This window comes from Granulicella sibirica (genome assembly GCF_004115155.1).
Lineage (GTDB): Bacteria > Acidobacteriota > Terriglobia > Terriglobales > Acidobacteriaceae > Edaphobacter > Edaphobacter sibiricus.
Genome location: NZ_RDSM01000002.1, coordinates 1,337,732 through 1,358,448 on the forward strand (window position 1 = coordinate 1,337,732; position 20,717 = coordinate 1,358,448).

Annotated in this window: 19 protein-coding genes and 1 tRNA gene; 7 read left to right on the top strand and 13 right to left on the bottom strand. The window is 58.3% G+C overall.

Going from position 1 to position 20,717, the window contains the following annotated elements:
• Positions 1-31: 31 nt before the first annotated feature.
• Positions 32-367, top strand: a complete 336-nt coding sequence (locus tag GRAN_RS16515; RefSeq protein WP_128914064.1) for a cupin domain-containing protein — start codon at positions 32-34, stop codon at positions 365-367.
• Positions 368-390: 23 nt separating this feature from the next.
• The gene (locus GRAN_RS16520) at positions 391-1,689 is read left to right on the top strand and encodes a peptidase associated/transthyretin-like domain-containing protein (protein WP_128914065.1); all 1,299 of its coding nucleotides are present in this window, start codon (positions 391-393) and stop codon (positions 1,687-1,689) included.
• Between the two features lie 19 nt (positions 1,690-1,708).
• Here the strand turns inward: GRAN_RS16520 and GRAN_RS16525 are convergent, their stop codons facing one another.
• On the bottom strand, positions 1,709-2,749 hold the full coding sequence (locus tag GRAN_RS16525) for a dihydrodipicolinate synthase family protein (protein WP_128914066.1): 1,041 nt from the start codon (positions 2,747-2,749) through the stop codon (positions 1,709-1,711).
• An 85-nt stretch (positions 2,750-2,834) separates the two neighbouring features.
• Between GRAN_RS16525 and GRAN_RS16530 the strand changes: the two genes are divergently transcribed.
• Both GRAN_RS16530 and GRAN_RS16535 read left to right on the top strand, forming a co-directional pair.
• Positions 2,835-3,323, top strand: coding sequence for a DUF1129 domain-containing protein (locus GRAN_RS16530; RefSeq protein WP_128914067.1), 489 nt, complete (start codon positions 2,835-2,837; stop codon positions 3,321-3,323).
• A 30-nt stretch (positions 3,324-3,353) separates the two neighbouring features.
• Entirely contained in the window at positions 3,354-5,276 is a 1,923-nt protein-coding gene (locus GRAN_RS16535) for a hypothetical protein (protein WP_128914068.1), read from the top strand.
• A 160-nt stretch (positions 5,277-5,436) separates the two neighbouring features.
• Here the strand turns inward: GRAN_RS16535 and GRAN_RS16540 are convergent, their stop codons facing one another.
• The 8 genes from GRAN_RS16540 to GRAN_RS16575 form a co-directional block, all read right to left on the bottom strand.
• A complete protein-coding gene (locus GRAN_RS16540) occupies positions 5,437-6,246 on the bottom strand; it encodes a 3-keto-disaccharide hydrolase (RefSeq protein ID WP_128914069.1) in 810 nt (269 codons plus the stop codon).
• A gap of 486 nt (positions 6,247-6,732) precedes the next feature.
• Positions 6,733-7,158, bottom strand: a complete 426-nt coding sequence (locus tag GRAN_RS16545) for a DsrE family protein (protein ID WP_128914070.1) — start codon at positions 7,156-7,158, stop codon at positions 6,733-6,735.
• 72 nt (positions 7,159-7,230) lie between these two features.
• Positions 7,231-7,683 carry a hypothetical protein gene (locus GRAN_RS16550; protein ID WP_128914071.1) on the bottom strand — a complete coding sequence of 151 codons (453 nt, stop codon included), beginning with the start codon at positions 7,681-7,683 and terminating at the stop codon, positions 7,231-7,233.
• 143 nt (positions 7,684-7,826) lie between these two features.
• Entirely contained in the window at positions 7,827-8,399 is a 573-nt protein-coding gene (locus GRAN_RS16555; RefSeq protein ID WP_241654748.1) for a 3-hydroxyacyl-CoA dehydrogenase NAD-binding domain-containing protein, read from the bottom strand.
• Positions 8,399-8,587, bottom strand: a complete 189-nt coding sequence (locus GRAN_RS16560; RefSeq protein WP_128914072.1) for a hypothetical protein — start codon at positions 8,585-8,587, stop codon at positions 8,399-8,401. Before GRAN_RS16560 ends, GRAN_RS16555 begins: the two co-directional genes overlap by 1 nt.
• A gap of 68 nt (positions 8,588-8,655) precedes the next feature.
• Entirely contained in the window at positions 8,656-10,245 is a 1,590-nt protein-coding gene (gene malQ, locus GRAN_RS16565; RefSeq protein ID WP_128914073.1) for a 4-alpha-glucanotransferase, read from the bottom strand.
• Between the two features lie 154 nt (positions 10,246-10,399).
• Positions 10,400-12,373 (bottom strand): peptidylprolyl isomerase, encoded by a 1,974-nt coding sequence (locus GRAN_RS16570; protein ID WP_128914074.1) that lies wholly within the window; start codon positions 12,371-12,373, stop codon positions 10,400-10,402.
• Positions 12,374-12,589: 216 nt separating this feature from the next.
• A complete protein-coding gene (locus GRAN_RS16575; protein WP_128914075.1) occupies positions 12,590-14,005 on the bottom strand; it encodes a BON domain-containing protein in 1,416 nt (471 codons plus the stop codon).
• A gap of 164 nt (positions 14,006-14,169) precedes the next feature.
• On the opposite strand from GRAN_RS16575, the gene GRAN_RS16580 reads away from it, so the two are divergent.
• A tRNA-Met gene (locus tag GRAN_RS16580) sits at positions 14,170-14,246 on the top strand.
• A 94-nt stretch (positions 14,247-14,340) separates the two neighbouring features.
• Here the strand turns inward: GRAN_RS16580 and GRAN_RS16585 are convergent.
• A complete protein-coding gene (locus GRAN_RS16585; protein ID WP_128914076.1) occupies positions 14,341-15,663 on the bottom strand; it encodes a tyrosine-type recombinase/integrase in 1,323 nt (440 codons plus the stop codon).
• Entirely contained in the window at positions 15,660-15,920 is a 261-nt protein-coding gene (locus GRAN_RS27055) for a helix-turn-helix domain-containing protein (protein ID WP_128914077.1), read from the bottom strand. The genes GRAN_RS16585 and GRAN_RS27055 overlap by 4 nt, the downstream gene beginning before the upstream one ends.
• A 267-nt stretch (positions 15,921-16,187) precedes the next feature.
• Between GRAN_RS27055 and GRAN_RS16595 the strand changes: the two genes are divergently transcribed.
• Positions 16,188-17,123 carry a LysR family transcriptional regulator gene (locus tag GRAN_RS16595; RefSeq protein ID WP_161571007.1) on the top strand — a complete coding sequence of 312 codons (936 nt, stop codon included), beginning with the start codon at positions 16,188-16,190 and terminating at the stop codon, positions 17,121-17,123.
• Between the two features lie 439 nt (positions 17,124-17,562).
• Here the strand turns inward: GRAN_RS16595 and GRAN_RS16600 are convergent, their stop codons facing one another.
• Complete coding sequence (locus tag GRAN_RS16600; protein ID WP_128914079.1) at positions 17,563-18,291, bottom strand: Crp/Fnr family transcriptional regulator; 729 nt, start codon at positions 18,289-18,291, stop codon at positions 17,563-17,565.
• A 208-nt stretch (positions 18,292-18,499) separates the two neighbouring features.
• On the opposite strand from GRAN_RS16600, the gene GRAN_RS16605 reads away from it, so the two are divergent.
• Entirely contained in the window at positions 18,500-19,141 is a 642-nt protein-coding gene (locus GRAN_RS16605) for a hypothetical protein (RefSeq protein ID WP_128914080.1), read from the top strand.
• 491 nt (positions 19,142-19,632) lie between these two features.
• Here the strand turns inward: GRAN_RS16605 and GRAN_RS27060 are convergent, their stop codons facing one another.
• Complete coding sequence (locus GRAN_RS27060) at positions 19,633-20,544, bottom strand: helix-turn-helix domain-containing protein (RefSeq protein WP_128914081.1); 912 nt, start codon at positions 20,542-20,544, stop codon at positions 19,633-19,635.
• Between the last annotated feature and the right edge of the window lie 173 nt (positions 20,545-20,717).

A 20,717-nucleotide genomic window follows, 5' to 3' on the forward strand; every position in this document is an offset into this window, starting at 1 on the left:
CCCGCGACCATCCTTTGCAAAGGGAAGGCTCATGAAACTCTACGACTGGACTCAGGTCGAAGAAGAGCAGGTGAATCCACTGGCCACACGCCAGATGATCCACAGCGACACCATGACCGTTATCCGTCGCCGTCTTCTCAAAGGCTCCGTCAGCGGCCTCCACCGGCATCTCGACGAGCAGATCAGCATGATCGAGCATGGGAGCATCCTCTTCCTCGTCGAAGACAGTCCCCAGGCAGTCCACGCGGGACAAACCTTCATTATTCCCTCGAACGCCCTCCACTCCGTCGAAGCCCTCGAGGATTCGATCGTTCTCGATCTCTTCGCCGCCCCCCAGCCTGTTACGACATCACCGGCGAAAGTCTGATCCGCCTTGCAGTAAAATCAGGCGTGCGCCTCTTACCCTCAATAGCCCTCCTCTGCCTCACCACCTCTGCGTTTGCCGCCTCCACCCTCTCCGGCGTCGTCACCAACAAGACGACCAACAAGCCCTCGCCCGGCGACGAAGTCACCCTCATCCGTCTCCAGCAGGGCATGCAGGAAGCCGCTCACACCAAGACCGATGCCAAGGGCCAGTTCAAGCTCGACGTAGCCGACGACGGCGTCCATCTCGTCCGCGTCACCCACGATAAGGCCAATTACTTCCGCCCCGTCCAGCCCGGGGCCGACTCTGTCGAGGTCGAGGTCTACAACGCCGCCGCCAAGGTTGAAGGCGTAACCGGCGAGGCCGACGTCCTACGCATCCAGTCCGACCCCGGCGGCTCCGGCCTCCGCATCGTAGAAAACTTCTTCGTCAAGAACGACTCCACCCCCCCGCGCACCCAGTTCAGCGACCGCCCCTTCGAGTTCTACCTCCCCGCCGGAGCCGTCGTGCAGGGCTCAGCCGCCCTCGGCCCCGGAGGCATGCCCGTCCAGGCCGCCCCCGTCCCCCTCGGCGACACCCCCAACCACTACGCCTTCGTCTTCCCCGTCCGCCCCGGCGAGACCCGCTTTCAGATCACCTACAGCCTCCCCTACTCCGGCTCCTTCCAGTTCTCGCCGAGGCCCACCCTCCCCACCGACACCGTCGCCATCATGATGCCCAAGAGCATGTCCTTCAAGGGCGGCACCCCCAATCCCTACACCGCCGTCACCGAGGAGACCGAGGCCCAGACCTACGTCGCCCGCAACGTCCAGCCCTCGCAGCCCCTTGAGTTCACCATCTCCGGCACCGGCCAGCTCCCTCGCGACACTGCCGCCGCGACCCCCGGAGCCAACGGTGGCGCAGCCGAACCCGGCAGCGCAGCCGCCAACGCCGCCCAGAGCGGAAACACCACCGCCACCGACACCCGCCCCGGCGGCGGCCTCGGCGTTCCCGTCGACCCCGAAGGCACCAACGATCCCTGGGCCAAGTACAAGTGGTGGATCCTCGGAGGCCTAGCCCTTCTCCTCGCAGGCGGCGCAGGCGTCATGCTGAAAGGTTCGTCAAACACACCCGCAGCCCCCACGACCCCGCAGCAGCCTGCCTACGTCCCACCCGCCGCGGCCCCCACCACCGGCGGAAGCCTGCTTGCGGCCTTGAAAGAAGAACTCTTCGCGCTCGAAACCGACCACGTCCAGGGCCGCCTCACGGACACGCAGTACGGCGAACAGAAAGCCGCCCTCGAAGTAGTCCTCAAGCGCGCTCTCACCCGCACCGAAGCCGCCTGAACGCACCCGGGGTGCGGACCTAGTTCCGCATCCCGGCCATCAAACGATCAATCTCTGCCTTCTCCGCCCCGCTGATCATCGCAAACGGCAGCCTCGGGCGTCCCCCAAAGTATCCATTCAAATCACACGCGTACTTCAGCCCCGGCACACCCAGCCCTTCGACATACTGCGCCGCAAGCACCAACCTCTCCTGCTTCTCCTCCGCGAGCCCCTGGTCCCCATCCTTCCACCCCGCCAGCACCTCGAAGCAGGCCTGCGGGGCGCAAGCAGCCAGCCTCGGCACCGCCCCCACCGCCCCCGCTCTCAGCCCTTCTAAAATCCCCAAAGTCTCCCCACCCAGCACCTGGAACCCCGTCTCCCGCGTCCTCGTCTTCAACGCCGGCCCGCTCACCGGGGCCGCCACGGCAACCGCAGTCCCCCCCTGCAAGCTCTCGACCCCCACAAACGTTGCCGACCCCAAAACCGGAGCCGCCGCTTTAGCCACCATACGCCCGGTAACCGCCGCAAACACCGCCGTCACCGTAGACGCATGCTTCACTCCAGCCGTAGCCGTCCTAATCTCCGCAACCCGGCCACCCCCATCCACAATCCCGATCACCCTCGGATGCCGCGCAACCTCAGCAATCACTCCAAGCCCCAACTCCCTTCCCTCAGCCGAAGTTAGCACCACCGGCAACGCCGCCCGATCCGCGATCGCCTGAAAATAAGTCAGCGTCTCCCGCTCCCGCCCTACCAGCAAGCCCGGCAGCCCGATCACCACGCCGTCATAACCAAGCCCCGCCGCCGTGTCGATCACTTCCAGCGCCCCAAAAACGCTGTCCCGAGCCACACCAGCCAGCATCACCTTCTCCGCCGCCGCGACGTCCACAGCCGCGGCCAGCGCCTCCTGCGTCTCCGCATCGCTCAGCGAGGTAGCCTCGCCATTCACCCCAACCACAATCATCCCGGCCGCAGGTGTCCTCGAGTAGCGGTCTACATTGTGCTCGAGCTTACGCAGGTTAAGTCGTCCATCCGGGTAGAACGGGGTGGTCAGCGGTACATGAATTCCATCAAGCAGCATCCCTCCATTCTAAGCCGACGCTCTTCAAGTACTGGCGAAATCCTCTCCCCGCAGCGATACTCTAAGGATCATGAAGAGCGCCTTGATGAACGATGAAGTCGACCTCTCGCAGGGCAAATCCGTCGGCGACCTCGGCCACGAAGCTCTCTGGCTCATCCTGCACACGCTCATCGCCATAGCGATCTTTGCCGTCGTCATCGGCATCATGACCCTCTTCCAGCCCAATCCCGACTCCTCTTCGCCCAAGCTCCTCGCGACGCTCCTCTGCTTCCTCGTCCCCATGATCGGCGGCTACATCGTAGCCCGCATCCGCAAGGACGTCGTAGCATCCTGGGTCTGGCTATCGGCTCTCTTCCTCTTCGCCGTCGTCTGTGTGTGGGTCCTCGACCTGCCCACCGGCATTGGCCTCTGCGAAAAATGCGGTCCCGTCCGCAAACTCACCCGAACCTTCTTCGAATTCAATAACGGCTCCGGCCTCATGGGCGGAGACGGCGTCCTCGTCGGCACCTGGCTGCCCCTCTCGATCATCGCCTACTCCCTCGGTGCCCGGTTCGCCCTTCGGCCGAACAACTAAGCCAGCAGACCGCCACAGTAAACTGGCCGCATGATCCGGCCTGTAACCCTTCTGCCCTTCCTCCTGCTCACTGTCTGCGCCCACGGCCAGACGAGTCCCGCACCGGAAGCTGCCGCCTATTCGAACTGCCCCCGAAGCTCGGTCACCTCACTCGCCCAGTGCATCCTCACACAGGTCACCTTCGCCTCAGCCCCAGGCATCGACGGCCGCACACCGAATCTCCTCCGCTATAACGAGATGAACACCTTCGGCCCCGGCGTCAGCCTCGGCAACAATGGGGGCTGGCGCGTCGATAAACTCCAGTACGACATCTTCAACGTCGGCAACCGCGGCATCAGCCAGGCCCGCAGCCTCTTCCTCAGGAAGCACGCCGCCGGTGACGTCATGGGAACCTACGATTACGTCTACTCCGACGGCGGCTCGACCGCCCTCTCCGACGAGGCCATCAAGGGCGAAGCCGTCGACATGGGCGAGATCACCGGCTACTTCCACGGCTCCATCGCCGCCACCACCGGAACCGGCGACACCCAGCCGAAACTCTCCTTCATCTCCGGCAACAACTGGACCACCGACGGCGCGCCCCTCCTCGATATCACCAAAGGCACAACGGCCGGACGCATCACCGGCCCCAGCACCCCCTTAGCCGGAAGCCTTTACCTCAACACCTTCCCCGTCGACAATCCGCTCCCCCTCACCACTGCCTGGGGAGTCTGCAACCAGCCCATTCCCCAGAACCACCTCGTGCAGGTCAACACCCCGTTCACCTGCAACCTCACCCTGAAAAAGGGGCAGTTCCAGCCCGGCGGACAGGTTTGTATCACCGGCCCAAACTATCCCGAACTCGCCCCCATCATCAGCGTCGGAACCGTCCTTGAGGGCTTCCAAAGCATCACCATAGCAGCCCGAAACCCGAACCCTAGGGGCGCGAACATCTTCCAGGGCGGCATCTGCGGCCAATACATCAGCTTCGACGCGAATCTGGCGGCCAGTGGATACCGCTCCTCCTACTACGCATTCGGCGCCCTCGACGCCAAACACCTCATCTACGGGATGAACATCCGCGGCAACCTGCTCGGGAATACCCTGCCCATGTCTGGAAGCGAGGCGGAACAGTTCGGCGTCGAGGGCCTCAATGGCTATCACCTTTACCCCGGCTGCGAGGTCATCACCAATCAAAGCCTCGGCGCCAACCCAATCTGCGAACCCAACTCAATCCCGTGGTCAGTCGGCGACCTCGTCGAGGCTCCCCACAACGTCGCCGTGAACGTCGTCGGCCGATCGCTCGATGTTCAGCAACACACGCCGTCGAACGGGACCCTCAGCTCGGGAGATCTCCTTGAATTTCACGGTCTCGGAACAGTCGGCCAAACCTTCATGGCGCACGTAACCTTCAACGGCAATCCACCAACCTTCTACAAGCCATACGGCGGCCTCTTCATGGCCTCGGATCTTCATCGCATCCAGGGCTACTTCGACACCGGACTCCACTTCGGCTACGCCCCCGGAGCCGTCGTACGCATCGGCGGAAACGCGGACGGATCGAAGTCGATCATGACCCTCTTTGCCCTTCCCGGCGGAGACATCCGCTGGGACCCAGCGACCAGCACCCTTCTCGTCGACAACATCAAGGCGACCAACCTGTCCACACGCAGCGCCCCTCTACCCCGCACACCCGAAAAGCCACCCATGAGCCTGCGCGGAACAACGAACCGGATCGGCGGCATCCCACTCGCAACCGGCAACTGCTCCGTAGGAACCGCAACAATCTCCGGCGCAACCACCTCGATGGTTCCCGTAACAGTCGCCTCCGAAACCGGAGCTCCTGGCTTCAGCCCATCCGGAGCCTTCCAGGTCAACGCGCAGGTAACAGCCCCCAACACGGTAAGCGTCCACGTCTGCGCCCTGATCTCAGGCACCCCAAGGCCATCAACCTACATCGTGGCCCTTCAATAGCAACGAACCAAGGTGCCCCACCTTCGCCGAAGCCTTACCGTCGGCGAAAGCGGGAATCCAGAAATCCCTGGAGGCTCGGCCGCCACGGCCGTTGCCCCTTTGGTTGTCATTCCCGAAGGGAATCTGCGTTTACCTTTGCGAGCCGAAACAAGGCAGATAACTACTGCAACCGCCGAATCCAGATATTCCGGAAGCTAATTGGCTCACTCTTATCTCCATGCGCCTGCAGCTTGATCGGGGCCGTATCGTACTTCTTGTAGAACGGATGGCCCACGTAGAGCGTCTCCCCCAGCAACTGGAAGTGGTTCTCGACAATAATCCCGTTGAAGAGCACCGTAGCAAACGCCGGAGTCTTCACCGACCCATCCTCGTTAAACGTAGGCGCGGTCCAGACAATATCGTATGTCTGCCACTCCCCCGGCTTGCGATTCGGGTTCGCCAGCGGAATCGCCTGCTTGTAGATGCTTCCCGCCTGCCCGTTCACATAGGTCTTGTTGTTGTAGTTGTCCAAGACTTGCAGCTCGTACCCCGCATCTCCCGGCCCGGTCGAAGCGAGGAACACGCCGCTGTTCCCTCTCGCCTGGTCGCTCCCCGTGATGTTCGTCGGAATCTTCCACTCGACATGAAGCTGGTAGTTCTTGAACGTCTCCTTCGTCTCGATATTGCCAACTCCCGGTGCCTTGCTTACAGTCATCGCGCCATCGGCAACGGTCCATTGCGCCGGAGCCTTGTCCTTGGCCGATACCCAGTGATCCAGGTTCGTCCCATCGAACAGAACGATCGCATCAGACGGAGGAGCCGAATCCGTGGCGCCCGGAGTCACAACCGGCGGAACCGGCTCATAGACCTCCGTATCCTGGTGCTTCATGGCCGGAGCCCCGGAAGCCACAGGCTGTTGCGCGGTGAGAGAAGAAGTGGTCAACCCAACCAGGGTCACGAACGGTAGAAGAGCGGAAGAGAGTGTCCTCATGATTGCGATGAGGATACACCGAAGCACCCCGGTCCGGACAAGATGGGGCACCACACCGCCCCGGAAGCGGCACACCACCTCACGCCCCTGGTACAGGCTATGCCCCCGTCGAGGTATCACAGATCGTACGGAACAGACGATGAAGTCTATGTAGCAGAAAGCAGGACAGCACGCAGAGGCTGCCTGCCAGGATTCACCCTGAACCACTCCATTGCTCCACCTAAAAGGCGACCCGCAAGGGTCGCCTTTCCTTCATGAGAAGCAGTGCGGTTGCCGTGGTCGTTTGGTTGGGAATCCGCGTCTATCATCGCTGTTGTCCTGATCGTCCCAGCCCGGACAATCGGGTGCCCATCTTCGGCGCAGCTTCACCGCGCCTAAGGTGGGACCGTTAGAAACTCAAGCACCACACCCTTGTCGTTGCCTCCCCCTGGTTGTCAATCCCGAAGGGAATCTGCGTCTGTCGTTGCCTTTCGGTCGGAGCACACCCTACCGCCCAACCTTCACATAGCTCCAGCCCATCTCCTGCTTCCGAACGAGTTCAACCACCCCAGAAGGCACGCTCGTCACCCCCGGCATCAGATCCGCCTTGGCGATATGGTGCATCCGCATGGCGTTCTCACAAGCTACAAAGTGAACCCCAATCTTCTCGAGATCCGCAAGGTCCGAGGCCGTCGAAGCTCCCTTCTTCAGTACATCGATTCCCGGACCATACGCCAGCACCTCGACCTCCGCCGACTCCGGCTTCACTCCCGCAATAAAGTGATCCGCAAGCACCATGGCCGTGCGCCAGTCATCCTGGTCCGGAGACGTCACCACGAAGACCACGTGATGACCGTGGGCAGGAGCCTGTGCAAAAGCGCCAGCGCAAAGAGATGTGTAGAAAAGGAGGGCAGAAGCAATCCGCTTGATCATGCCCGATTCTTTCACGCTCAACGCAAAAAGGCCCGTCGCTCTCGACGGGCCTTTCTCAGCCAATCACCCTTTTTAGCGGTGACCGCCGCCACCGTGTTCCCCGCCGCCGTGGAAGCCACCAACTGCGCCAGGCGCGTGCTCACCTCCGCCATCATGTCCCGGATTGCCGATGTGCCCCTGCCCATCACGACCTTCGTTAGCATGAAAGTGATTGAAGGGCTGTTCTCCACGTTCAGGCCGTGGTCCAGCATAACCGTGACGTGGGTCATACCGATTGTCAACGTGTCCATAGAAGCCGTGCCCTCCATGGAACCAGGGGCCAGCGCCGATGAAAAGTCCACCGTTGAACCAGTCCGGACCATAGTAGCCATAGGGTGAGCAGTCATAAGGAGCGTAGTCGTAGTAACCGTAAGGGCAAACAGGAGGTGCCCCGATGTTCACGGAGATCTGGGCAGGTGCCACGTGAGCCCCGCTCAGCAGAGCGGCGGTGAGAGCAGATGAAGCAAGATACTTCCAGTGCAACATGGTTCCTCCTCGTTCAATCAGTCCATTAGACCCATTCGGCCCCCGGAGAGTTGTGTCTGCTAACCAACGCTCGGCAAACCGGCAAACACCGCGCAACGGACCAGCAACGAACCACGAAGCTACCAGCCCGCTACCATCACAAATCAACCAGTTTTGACAAGATTCTTCATCAGAATGGGCGCGTCTGGGTCCGCTTCAACCACCACGTCCCGCCCAAGCGCCTGCAGAAACCTTTCCACCTGCAAGAAGACCTCACCCAGAAACCCTTCCGGATGGATCAGTCGAAGCTTCCCTTCCCTTGCCAGATCCCCACGCACCGCAAAACACCTCTCGGGACGGTACACACACGATGCCAGGTCTGTAATGCTCAAAACCTCCGTAGGAGTCAGAAAAACACACCTCGGAGGCGCCATTCGGTCAAGAAGACTAAAGATCTCCAACTTCGACTCAAGCTCATCCGGAACGAAGTCGATCGCCAGATCCGCTCGCGCAACCGCATCTTCCACCGTCGACGCAACCGAAAGCGTTCCGACCGCCTCAACCTCAAGCGAAAAATACTCATCCTGGGCCCGCCGCAGATTCGCCGGCATCACGTCTTCCAGAACAACATCAAAGCCAGCGGCCGCACAGACCAACGCAAAGCGGCGACCCGTCCGTCCCGCCCCGATTACAGCGATCTTTTTAATCCCGGGGCCGGACGAGACAGGGTTTTGCACTACTTTTCCTTGACTTCGAGAGACTTTACGACACTATCGTAGCTCGGGTCCGCTGCCTTGATGTGATCCGAGACACGCTGACGCTCCTCCTCGGTCAACGAGGGAAGCACCACGAGAATACGGCGGAGAGTTACGGAAATATCGTCAACATAGTTCATCGTGCGGATTGCTTCACCGGAAAGAGGCATTCGTACTCCTGATCAAGATCGATTTGCTCTTTCCAGTCTAAATCTCCGCGTGTCGATGTGCCGTATGCCTAAATCGCCGCCCCAAGCTCCACCCGAAGATGGGCCTCATCCGTCGGCTTCCCTGCCTCAGCCCCTTCGGTAGGCGAAATATACCCGTCCCGGTCGGTCATTTCCATCAGGGCAGCCATTTGAGTCGCAAAATCCGGGTGTAGAGCCGTCGGTTTATACCGCCACGTCCAATTTCCCCCCAAAGCGGCAGGGGTATTCATCCGGGCCTCGCTCCCCAAGTGCAGAATATCCTGGAGCGGAAAGATACAGAGATTCGACACCGAACTCGCAGCGGACTTGATCATCGCCCAATTAATCTCGGCCGGATGATTGATTTTGTGCAGATAAACCTGAACATTCGCCCGTTCCGTGTCGTTCGCATCGTCCAGCCACCAGCCCAGCGTCGTGTTGTTGTCATGCGTTCCCGTGTATGCGACTGAGTTCGGAACATACCGATGCGGCAGGTAAACGTGCCCGCCGCGTTCCGCGAATCCAAACTGGAGAATTCTCATCCCAGGCATCCCGAACCGTTCGCGCAACTCGTCGACTTCCGGCGTGATCACACCAAGATCCTCCGCGATGAATGGCAAAGTCCCAAAAACCTCTTTCAACCGCATAAAAAGTTCCTGCCCGGGCGCTTTAACCCACTGCCCGTTGATCGCAGTCTCTTCCTTCGCATCGATGGACCAGAACGCCTCAAACCCGCGGAAATGATCGAGCCGGATCACGTCATAGAGTGCAAGCGCGCGCCGGATACGCGCGACCCACCAATCAAACCCCCGTTCCCGCAACGTCCCCCACTTGTAGAGCGGATTTCCCCATCTTTGCCCCGTCGCCGAAAAATAATCCGGAGGGACACCCGAAACCCGAATCGGATTGCGCTGCTCATCCAGCTCGAAAATATCCGGGTTAGTCCATACATCCGCGCTGTCGTAATTCACGAAAATCGCAACGTCGCCAAGAACCTGAATGCGCCGATCTGCACAATAAGCTCTCAAAGCTGTCCATTGTTCGCTAAAAAAGTACTGGACCACCTGCTCGACTGCCAATTCCGTCCCATGATCGTTCAGAAGAGCAGTAAGCGCATCGTGCTTACGCTGTGCATGCTCCACGGGCCAATCGTTCCAACTCGCGTATCCATACATGCGCCGCAGAACATTGAACATGGCGTAATCGGGCAACCACGAGATGTTGTCCTGGCAGAACTTCTGGAACTTCAGTTTTTCCTCGTCCGAGGCACTCTGAAGGAATTTCGAGGCCGCCTCTTTAATAAGCGGAATCTTTTTCTCTTGTACCCCGGCAAAATCGGCCGGGCCATCAGCTCCTGGTAGATCGTTCAACTTTTCCCAGGCAATCCATCCATCCTGCGCGAGTTTTTCGAGACTAATCAGAATAGGATTGCCTGCGAACGCAGACAAAGCCGAGTAGGGAGAGCTGCCGTAGCCGGTCGGGCTTAGTGGCAGAACCTGCCACATTCTCTGTTTCGCGGCAGCAAGAAAGTCGACAAAAGCATAAGCCGCAGGTCCAAAGTCGCCCACGCCTCCATGGGACGGCAAAGACGTGACATGCAACAAGACTCCCGACTGTCGTTCCAGACCTTCCATTGCCATAATCTTCGATCTCCCTGCTTCCAACCGCCTGAGGCGGCGCTTCTTTGGTCTGATGCCGAATCAGTCAAATCCGTACCTTACTCCCCAACGATGAAAGGCCTGTCATCCACCGAGTGCGGGGAACGACAGGCCCTGTTTCTTGCTGCTTACGCGCTTAGCTGCCGAACGGCGTCGTCGGGGCGGCTGGCTTCTTGGTGTACTTCACGGCGCCCTTCTTTTCGTAGAGATCGCTCAGCGTTCCGAGATACACCCTGAAGATCTCCTCATGCTGATCGTTCAGGAGCTGATCCCGAGTTGCCGAAAAATTCTTTGTAATATCCTCTGGGCTGGGTTCCTGCTTGTCGATCACGCTGAGCACTACGCCCACGCGACCCTCGTTGATGGGCCCAGAGATCGCGCCCTTCGCCAGCGTAAACGCCACCGCACCCTGGCCGCTCATCGAGCCGAGATCCGGCACCTGGCCATCCTTGCCCACCAGATCGCTCGTCTTTACCGGGATATTCATCTCCGCCGCCGCCTTGCGGAGATCGTTCAGCACCTTCGCGCGGTCGTCGAGTTTGTTGAGTTGCGCACTCAGGAGTTGAGGGATCTGTTGCTCGCGATAATCTGCGGCGATCTTTCCCTTGTAGGCGTCAAACTCAGGGGCGTGAGCTGGCTTCACGTCGACTACCTGGAAAACAGCGTAGCCATCGCCGGTCGCAACCGACTGCGGAGCCGCGCCTTTGGTGGCAGTGAACGCCTGGGTCAGGAGCGCGCTTCCGTCGGCAAGCCCGGCAACCACACCGTCCTTCGCCACGTAATCCGTTGTGTTGGCATGCAGTCCGTGGGCGGCGGCGGCCTTATCGATACCGTTCTTCTGGGCTTCGCTCGCAAGCTGTTGCGCGAAGCTTTGCTCGGCCGCGCCAAACTTCGTCTGTTCGATTACAGGAAGGATTTCAGGCTTTACCTCGTCCAACGGACGAAGATGAGCGGTTTTCTTCTCTTCTGTCTGAATAATGTGATACCCAAACTGGGTCTTTACCAGGCCTGAGGTCTGTCCGGGCTGAAGGTCGAAGGCCGTCTTGTCGAACTCCGGAACTGTCTTGCCGCGATCAAGCCATCCAAGCTCACCGCCTTGTCCCTTGCTTCCAGGATCGTCCGAGTTCTTGGAAGCGAGATCGGCGAAGTTCCCCCCGGCCTTGATCTGCTTCAGAATGTCCTCTGCCTTGGCCTTCGCAGCAGCATCGGTCTTCGCGTCAGAGCCAGCCGGCACAGCAATGAGAATGTGCCGCACTTTGACCTGCTCCTTCACCTGGAACTGATCTTTGTGCTGGTTGTAATAGGCCTGCAGATCCGCATCCGTCACCTGAGGCTTGCCACCCGGCAAGTTGGAGGCGTCGAAGCTGAAATAGCTCAACTTGCGGGTCTCGGGCATAGCGGTCGCATACTTTGAAGCGTTGCTCTTAAAGAAACTCTGAAGCTCGGCGTCTGTCGGGTTGATCCCCTTGGCAAGATCCTCGGCCGAGATGACGGCATAGTCGAACTTGACTTTGGTTCCGGAGACCCGGTACGCCTCGCGCACCGCATTGTCCGAGACGGTGACACCGCCAGTAATCAAAGCCTGCAGGCGGTTCAACTCCATATCCTGTTTTACCTGCGATTCGAAGTCCGAACGCGTGGTTCCGAAGGCGTTTTGGACGAAATCCATGTACTTGTCGTCGCCAATATACTGCCCATTCGGAAAGATGTACTGAGCGAAGGCACCCGTCTGCAACTCCCGCTTAAGGTCCGCGTCGCTGACCTGCAGGTTCATGCGGTCTGCTTCGTGTTTCAGTATGGCACGCTGCACCAGGATCTGCCCTGCGCGCTGCTCCATATATGGAAGGAGGAATGGAGGCAGCTTTTGCTGTGCCAGTTGGCGCTGCGCTAGCGCCGTGACCTCGGTCTGCTTTACCGGAGCAGACTCGCTCGTGATCCGACCGAGCGTGCTTGGATCATGCACCGTCGCGTAGACGTCGGAGCCTGCGGAGTCGGTATTATCGAAAATTCCCGGAACGAGCGTGATCACCATAGTGACCACGGCAAAGCCAATAATGACGGCAAACACTATCTTGGTAAGGCGATTGTCCTGCTGCAGAATGCGAATCATGCTTGGCTAAAGACCTTCACTTCGAGCGGCCGGATGGGCCGCGTGCCCGGGATTTTGCGTGACCTGACACGTTCGTGCAACACGCGCCACGCCGATTGCAGGGCAAGCGATAAGTATAAATCAGTCCCATGTCTGGACATTCCGTCCTATGACCAGGAAAACGAAAAAGACCCGGCGGTCCAGCCGGGTCCTTCCGCTCGCACTTTGGTTCCTGATTTAGTACCGATAGTAGCCATACGGACCGTAATAGTACCTCGGGTAGTAGCCGGGTCCGTAGTAGTAAGGTGGCGGAGGAGGATAGTGGCGAACCATCTGCGGTCCACCTGCCGGAACGCCGTAGCCAAGCCTCTGCATCTCAACCTGCGACACGGTGGTGACCGTAGCGGGCTGAGTCAGACGGAAGCTTAGAACAGCCTCTGACGGAATGAATACGTTCCCCCGACCGGACGCAGCTGAGGTGCCGAGTCCAACAGCTCCTCCTACGCCCGCGCCGATTGCGGCTCCAGCGCCACCTCCGGCAACTGCTCCGAAGATCGCACCCAAAGCACCGAGACCGACGGCGCTGTTGACCGTCTGAACCGTCTTGTCGCCTCCACGTGCAGCGAAGACGTCGGACGAAATCGGATAGGTTTGGCCACTGAGCGTGACACGATCAAGACGCAAACCAAGTTCCCCTCGCCCCTTCAGTGCTCCAGAACTCTCCGCATCGATAACAGTTCCTTGCACGCTTGCTCCGCGCGGAATGGCTACCTGCCCGTTCGCCACGATGTCATTGACGACCATCGCATCAAACGGCGTTCCGGCTTGGATCGTTTTCGAGTTGAGGTGCTGGTTGACCCGAACCTGAAGGAGCGTCCCGCTCGGGACGGTTACGACCTGACCGCCCTGCTGACCGCCCCCGGCTCCATATCCCTGGGGACCCTGCTGGTTGTATCCATACTGCGGTGCGCCGCCCTGTAAAGGGTGGCCATTCTGGTCCGGGTACCCGTAGCCGGAGTGCCCGGTCTGTGGTGAACCGTAGGGAGATTGCCCGTAACCAGGTTGCCCATAGCCCTGTTGGCTATTGGGAGACGCCCCCTGCTGCTGTTGATTAGACGCCGGAGGTGCACCACCTTGCGCCTGCTGTCCATTCAAAGGCCTGCCATAGGGGTCTGTGTTAGGTCCATTGGGCGGTGGAACGTCCTGATCACCTGCTGCCTGTTGATCGCCATTCGCCGGAGCATAGGTCCCGTCTGACTGAAGCACCCCCTGCGGATTTCCGGCTCCTGCTAGCGCTTCCTGTCCCCTTTGCAACTGCTGATCCTGAGCCTGGCTCGGACCGCCGAGAGTCAACTCATCGACGACCTTCTGCACTCCTGGAGCGTTCGCGGCAAGCTGCTCCGCTTTATCACGCATACCTTCGGTGCCGACCGTCCCGCTTAAGGTCACCGTCCCATAGACCGTCGTTGTACTAATGCTCTGTGCAGCTAGCTCCGGTGCGCTCGCCAGCGCCTTAAGCACACTCGCCTCAACCTGAGCATCCGGAACGGTGCTGGTCTTCGTTTGGGCAATAGCTGCCGCTGCTGCCGACAGCGCCCCCGCCAGCACAAGTGCCGGAAAACCAAACCTTCTGACGCAACTGTCCAACCTCATCGCCAATCCTCCGGTTACGGCCAAGACCCGACGCAAATGGTCAACCGCACTGAACTCTGAAACCCAGCGGTAGCAAAAAAGTTACGGCGTCTTCGCCCAGCGAACGTGCTGCAACGAGCTACCGGCTCATTGACTTTGAGTCTCAAAACGCGGTATCTTCTGAATGCGGGGTGGAGCAGCCCGGTAGCTCGTTGGGCTCATAACCCAAAGGTCGTAGGTTCAAATCCTACCCCCGCAACCACTTAGCGAAACTTCCAACCCGGAATAACCCGGTGTAAGAGCAGCAACATTTGCTCCGCCGGGTTTTCGCACGTTTGGACGCTCACCTTCATGGGTTATGCGCTCCTCAAAATCCTGCTAACGACTGCTGCGTTTGCCTCGCGCTTTGCTTCCATCAGCGCGTTGCCGTACACGTTCATCGTGGTCGAGATTTGGGAGTGCCGCATAAGCTTCTGCTGCACTCCCATCGGTGCTCCTGTTTCGTCCAGCCAGGACCTGTAGGTATGCCGGAAGGTGTGCCACCCGATGCTGCCGTACTTGCCGGCACCATCCCACCGCTCATCGTGCAGCGGAAGGCGCTTCCCGTTCGGAACGGGAAAGTCGGTCTTGCACCACTCACCTGCGACGGCCCCACAGTTCGGGCAATCCACGAGACAGCAACCAGCAGGACGGATGTAGTCCTGTCCGATCGGCGACGCGTGGAAGTGCCGCCCGGTCATAGGGCTGACAAAGAGCAGGTCAGACTCGATGATCCCAGCGCCCTCATCTCCCAACATGGCCAGCGCCTCCCTCTCGGCTTCGCGAATGAAGTCGAGCAAGATGGCAGCGAGATCCGGGTCAAGGGGCAGTTCGTCCTCCGAGTATTCCGTTTTGACCAGCTTTAGGCGACCATGGACGACTGCTCGAACGATCTGCATACTGAGCTTCCCGAAGTGGATGTCGGGCTTTTCGAGAGCCAAGACTTCCTCAACGCGAAGACCCGAGCATTGCGCGAGCAGCGCCATCATGCGGTAAGGCTGCGGAATCAGCGGAAGAAGCAAAAAGAACTGCTCAACGGTAAGGATCACCGGTCGTTTCCGCCGTTTGCTGATGCCCTTGATTTCGACAAACTCCATTGGATTCCGTTGCCATTCGACCATCTCCCACAGCATGGCTTTCTCATACAGGCGATGTATGACGGCCTTGATGTGACCTTTAGTTTTGGGCGCGGCTTCCAGGTTTCGTAGCCACTCCTGGACATTCATCGGCTTCAGACGAGTGATACGAGTGGTTCCCCACTTCGCACGCACGCGCTTGATGACGCTCAGATAGGAACTGGCTGTCGAAAAGCTCAGCTCGCCTACGTTGTCGCAGGATTCACCGGGTCGAACTTTCTTGATTTCAAGAAGGCGTTCTTCCTCAATGAAGCGATCCAACAACGTATCGAAGGTGGGCTCAAGCAGGGCTAACGTCGGGTTGTCAGTGTTGAGTTTGAGCACAAAGGTTTCCAAGTGCCGCTCGACCGCGGTCTGCGTTGGAAACTGTTCTGTGCTGAAGTACATGGACTTTTCCTTGCCGGTTTGAGGGTCCGCGTAACGATACTCCCAAGCCGACTTGTTGTTGGCTCGCGGCACCCGCCGCAAATAGCCACGTTGGTAGCGTTGCCGTGTGAATTTCAAGGATGTTGCTCCTGTCTAGTCACGTCGGCCCGATCGGTTGTATTCAATTTTAGGCCAGCTTCAAGCCAGTTATTCAGCGAACTGAGCCGAAATCTCCAGCGTTTCCCGACCTTGAAGGCGGGGACTTCGTGCTGCCGGGCCTTGCCCTCAAGGGTCTTCCAGTGCATGCCCAGGACGGTAGCCGCTTCATGGAGATCGAGCAGCGGCTCAAAGGCTGGAGTAAGAGTGCGTGAATGCGGTTTCGCGGCTGAGAGCATACAACCTCACTTTGAAGAACCCCAAGGAGGGACGGAGATAACGTACATGCTCTGAAGATGTCCGAAGACGCGTTTCAGAGTCCAATTCATCGAAGAGGGTTACTTATCAATGACGCTGATAACCACACACCGGCTCACCTTTTCCACAGCACCATCATCAAAATCCAGTAGCTTAACGATGGGACGCGCCTGCGCGCCGATACGTTGAAAGAACCGACTGCCCAGTCCTCGTCCTATCCCCATTTCGCGGAGTTCATGGGGTGCGGCATGGCAAAGAACGACACGAAACTAATGGAGTCGGTGATCGCCCTCGCGGAGGAGTTGCACTTTGGGCGGGCGGCCCGACGACTGCGCATTAGTCAGCCGATGCTGACAAAGAACATCCAAGATTTAGAAGCCTTGGTCGGCGGCCCTTTGTTTCTCCGTGACCGCAAACGCGTCGCACTCAGCGACGCGGGACGCGCTTATGTGCAACAGGCACGGCTCTCCATTCTCTATGGCGAGCGATCAGTCCAAGCTGCCCGAGCGGTAATGCAGAATATTGATGAAATCTTTCATGTGGGACGAACGCCCTATGCTGACCCGTTCCTAGTCTCGACGCTGCTGTCGGTCCAACTTGCTCTTTTCCCACGGCTGAAGGTCGAGTTGATCAGCAGATTCTCGATGAACCTTGTCGACGATCTTCTGGCGGGGGTGATCGATCTAGCCATTGCAAATGATCCACCTGAATCACCCCTGCTTACCTGTGTTCAGATTGCAGACCTGCCCTTTTACATCGCGATGTCGAAGAGAGAACGACTGGCTCAGTATCCATCGGTATCGCTCGATCAGATGGGAGGACGTCACTGGGTTCTTTTCGATCGGCAATTGCATCCGCCTGTCTATGACGCGATCATTCATGCGGCGTCCGAGCGTGGAATCCGTCCTCTGAGTATTCAGCATGTCACGGCCCCGGAGGAAGCGTTTCCATTCGTTGCGGACGGTTCGGCCGTCGCTTTTGTAGTGAAGGCTGGTGCTTTGCTCATGGCGCGCAGCGGAGTGACCGTGCGCCCGCTCAACGAGTCGAGTTTAAGACTCAAAACATGCCTGGTTTGCCGTGCAGATGATAACTCGAAGATCGCCAGCGAGTTCGTCCGCGCATACATGCGCAAAATGCCGGACAGGAAGAAACATCAACAACTGCCACTTCCCATTTCAGCGTAATGCATTACTCGACTGAAGTCGGCTTCTTACGAGGCACTTGGTCGATGACTTGTATTTCGATCTGCCCGGACCAATCGCAGCTTGGACAGCTAACGATTCCGGTTGTGATTGCTCTCAAGTCCAATTCCGCGAGATTGATGATTTGCCCGCAGTTCGGGCAGACGTGGACGCTCTCCCAATGATTCCTTTGATCGCAATCGGGTTCCTCGGGCGTCATTGGCACCTTCTCCAGAGAAGCTGTCGTCCGTCCCGGTGTTTCCTGGGGCGAACCTTTTAGCTCGCTTAGGCGAACGGGCCGATCACGTATAGCGGCGAGAATGGGTAAAGTCCATTCCCCTTGGAGAAGCTGGAGAACTCGTCCAGCGCGTCGCAGTTCGATGGCCTGTGCTTCTTGCATTCCTCGGATCTCAGAGGCTTGATCACTCCGGCCTGCGAACATTCATTTGTCCCACAAAGGATTTCCTGCAAGTTTGCCGGTCAGAACGGGCTTCTTCGCGTTTCCTTCGGGCAGTTGGTCATGAAGAACGACATTCAGCAATGACTTATTGACTCTTATCCGGCCGTTGTAATCTAGGAAGCCGAGCTTCCTAAAGCGATTCATGAAGAAGCTCACACGGGCCCGCGTGCTTCCTATTATCTGGGCCAACGCTTCCTGCGAGATTTTCGGTATGAGCATATGAGGTTCACCCGGTTTCCCAAACTCGGCCATTAGCAACAGGACTCTTGCGAGCCTCTTTTCGCTAGAATTGAACAATTGATCGACGAGATCTGCCTGGATTCGCATGCTTCTTGAGAGCACGAAGGCGAGAAAGTGTTCGGAAAATGCCGGCTGCTCGTGTATCACACGGACCATTTCGTCGCGACTGATCTTGAGGACCGTGCACGCTGTAATCGCCGTAGCAGTTGCTAGACGAGTCCCCCTCACAGCTGCGACTGATTCTTCTCCAACGAAATCTCCCATTGAAAGAAGCGTAATGGTGGCCTGTTTCCCAGCCTCGGAAACCACCGTTAGCTTTGCTCGTCCACTCTGAACATAGAAGACCGCATCGGCATCATCGCCCTGAGAAAACATAACGGCTTTTGCCTTCAGGTGAAGGACCTTTCGTCCAATTCCAGCTTTCGCAAGGAATGCGAGCGGATGAAATTTTTCGCCTCGAACTTCAGTCATTCAGGTCTCCTATCCGGCCCGTCATGCGCAATTACTTCGGAAACTCCCGCGAGGTCCCTTAATCTCACTCAAATCCAGAGCGCCATGTTGCGGCTGGGCCCATGCGCTCATAAACGACTATCAGACCGCGCTTAAGTGCGGCTTCCGCAAACACGCGAAGAAATGTCAAGAAACAGCGATTTTTCCTGAGTAGCAACAAGATCTCCGAATGCTTGAGGTGCAGAACTCGACCTCAATTTCCGCCCTAGATGTATCGAAAAGGACAACTTCTCATATTCAAACGGAGGATAATCATTTCCACGCCGCCGGACGGACCGGTGCAGGAGACTCATCGATGCCGATTACATCCAAGGTCGAGGAAGTTCCACTTGAAACGAAGGCACTGTTCCCCTGCCCCATAAACTCCTCGAAGAGCCCGCCCTTGATAGAAATCTTGCTGCTAGAAGGGGATTTTGGGGTCCCGTCCAAGTCTGCAAAACTCCTGATGGACCCACGATATCGGGTTACTACGGTTTGCAATCAAAGTGATCTTTTCGTTCTACGTACCACGATCGGGATTTCAGTAGCCATCATCAATGATCGTATGGGTGCAGCGGCGCTCGATATTGCGGCGCGAGCCATAAGGCTGGCGTGGCCGTTGGCGCGAATACTCGTATTAGGAAAAGCGCAAATCGTCCTAGAGGACTATCTCTATGATGAAGCGATTGAGCATCGATTCGTTGGGTCAGACCTCTGTGTAAGTCTGGAGAGACTTTCCCATTCGTCTATGAACCGGGGACCTGATGGAGGATTGTTCATCTTGCGTAGAGGAACGACTGCAACAGATGCTAGGCCTCCAAGAGGAAGTTGAGGTTCATTGAAATCGACCGCTGTGCTTCAAAGGCCGCTTCAGACACAGGTGAATGATTGCTGCGCCAGCCTCATTCTGGCCGCGGAGGTCGAGTGCGGTGCATTCATGTTCGCGGCAAAACAGCTATTCGGCGAAGAAATGGCGCTCCGCAGCGGAGGACTTTGGGTAGAAACACTGGAGGCAGACTCTAGCTTTATTTGCCAGAATCATCGTCCGCGGGAGGTGACGACCCTGGCAGCCTCTAGGCTTACCGATCTTGTGACCGCCATGCGCCGGCCTCCCGACTCGACACTCAGAGCCGTGGGCAAGCCGGCCAACAGTCCAGCTCCTTTGAACTGACGCCCAGTGGAAACCGCAGAGCCCTGCTGTTTTCTCTCCGGCACATACCGCAGACTCTCGGACAAGCGATACGGGTACGGCTTTTTCGTCACTCAAGAGTGATTGGCGAGTCCGGCATGTTGCTCCGTACGGCAAACTGACGTGGAGAGTCGCTAACTCGGCGTGCGATTGCTAGTGAGAGATCTATACTCAGAAGGGGTTTGCGAGAAGTGGCGACGGAAGGAACTTGCAAAGTGGGACGCGCTTCCGAATCCGCAGGTCAAAGCGATATCAAGCGTGCTCTTGTCGGTCTCGCGAAGCATTGATTTGGCGGCTTCCATTCTCAGGTGCAGCACGTGCCGGTGGGGCGTCGTTCCCACTGCCCTTTTAAACAATGCGGCGAAGTGAAATGTACTGATCCCGGCCTCGTTAGAAAGCACGCGGAGGTCCAGGCGGTCATACAGGTGTGCGTTGATATATTCCAGTACTCTTATAAGGCGGTAGTCAGAGATGGGATCGCGGACCAGCGACTGGCGCCATTCAACGCTTTTCGAAGGACCAATTAGCAGATGCGCAGCAATCCACTGTGCAGCAGCCTGAGCGTAAAACTCTGGAGCGCCAGCGCGAACAGCCGAGATCACAGCAGCGCTCAAGTTGGCAAGGTGGGGATCATCAAGGAACGGTATTTCCAGAGTTCGATCAAGTCGGTGACTCCCCGCCCGTTGCAGCTCAATAGCGGCGGAGGATAGTACTTGTTGTGGGAGGTAAAGGGTGCGTACCTCGATTCGAGGCTGATCTCTCGAATTCCAACGAAATGGCCGCGAGCTCCCCGGCGGCTCTATGTATCCGCTGCCAGGTGGGTATGAACGAGTAGTCCACATGCTGCCACTCCGAGACTCCAACTTGTATACATGATTGCGCAAAAGCCCGATCCGCAGATCGGGTACCCTCATCGTAGTGATCTCATCGATGCCGGTGTATTCGGCCTCTCGGGCCAGGAGTGAGGACCACTGCACGGAATCACTCGAAACAGTGACGGGGCCTTTCGCGAAGGCTTGCCGAGTAGCTCCTGCCCAAGTCCTCATGTCTTCCTCCTCCAGTCAGTAAGTCTCTACTCTCGGCTTCATAAGCCCTCTTGCGCGGCAGATCCCACTGGCGGTATGTATATATCAGACCGCCAGCACAACGCGTACTCAGTGAATGCTGAGCGACACGTTTCTTTCCTGTATCGCCTCTTCCGATCCGGGCAGAAACTCAG